This window comes from Roseomonas sp. TAS13 (assembly GCF_001950415.1).
Classification (GTDB): domain Bacteria; phylum Pseudomonadota; class Alphaproteobacteria; order Acetobacterales; family Acetobacteraceae; genus Roseomonas; species Roseomonas mucosa.
In genome coordinates this window covers 1-1,319 of the sequence record NZ_BDLP01000652.1, presented here as the reverse complement: position 1 = coordinate 1,319, position 1,319 = coordinate 1, and the positions used below count along the sequence as shown (strand labels likewise).

Annotated in this window: 1 protein-coding gene; it reads left to right on the top strand. The window is 72.3% G+C overall.

The window, feature by feature from the left end; all coding sequences use genetic code 11:
- On the top strand, positions 1-1,250 hold a 1,250-nt coding region (locus ROTAS13_RS24545; RefSeq protein WP_371329375.1), incomplete at its 5' end, for a M20 family metallopeptidase.
- Positions 1,251-1,319 lie beyond the last annotated feature (69 nt).

Here is a 1,319-nt window from a genome sequence, read left to right as displayed (position 1 = left end):
CTTACGGTGGAGCTGTGCGTAGATGTGATCAAGAGACAGCTTTCCAACCGGGGACCTGCCGCCGGCGCCGCGCGCCCCGGAGACAGGCCGCCTTGCCGCGAGGAGCCTGCATGCCCGCCACCGAGATCGGAACCAGCGAGAGGCTTCTGGAGGAACTGCGCCTCTGGGTCGAGATGGAGACCCCCACCACCGATGCCGCCGCGGTGAACCGGCTGGTGGACCGTGCCGAGGCCGGTCTGCGGGAGGCCGGGGCCACGCTGGAGCGCATCCCCGGTCGCGACGGCTATGGCGACAACCTGATCGCCCGCCTGCCCGGCCCCGCCGGCAGCAACCGCAAGCCGGTGGTGGTCTGCGTGCATCTCGACACGGTCTGGGACAACGGCACCCTCGCCGCCTCGATGCCCTTCCGCGTCGAGGGCGACAAGGCCTACGGCCCCGGCATCTACGACATGAAGTCGGGCTCCTTCCTCGCCTTCCACGCGGTGCGCGAGATCTTGCGCCAGAAGGTGGCGACGCGCAGCCCGGTCACGCTGATCATGACGCCGGACGAGGAGGTCGGCTCCCCCACCTCCCGCGCCATCATCGAGCGCGAGGCGCGAGACGCCAGCGCCGTGCTGATCGCCGAGCCGGCGGGCGGGCCGCAGGGCGCCTGCGTCACCGCGCGCAAGGGCGTCGGCCGCTTTGTGGTGAAGGTCCATGGCATCTCCGCCCATGCCGGCGGCAACTGGAGTGAGGGGCGCAGCGCCGTGGTGGCGCTGTCCGAGCTGGTGCTGAAGGTGCACGGGCTGGTGGACCTGGAGCGGGGCGTGACCACCAACGTGGCCCCCGTCTGGGGCGGCACGCGCCCCAATGTCGTTCCGCCCGAGGCCGGCTGCGAGATCGACCTGCGCGTCGCCAGCGAGGCGGACGGCGTGGCGATGGAGCGGGCCATCCTGGCCCTCGCCGGGGAGCGGGACGGAATCCGCATCGAGATCACCGGCGGCATGAACCGCCCGCCGATGGAGGAGACGGCGGAAACCCTGCGCCTCTACGAGACGGCGCGCGAACTGGCGCGGCAGGCGGGCTATGACCTGCCGAAGCAGCATCGCGGCGGCGGGTCGGACGGCAACTTTACCGCCGCGCTCGGCATCCCGACCCTGGACGGGCTGGGCTGCACCGGCGCGGGCGCCCATGCGCCGCACGAGCATATCCTGTGGCGTGACCTCGCCGCGCGGGGGCAGGTGCTGGCGGGATTGATCGAGACGCTCTGAGGCATCGCCGATGGCCGTGGTGGGGGCCATGGCCTCCGCCACGGGCTTGACACGGCCGTGGCGGAGGCC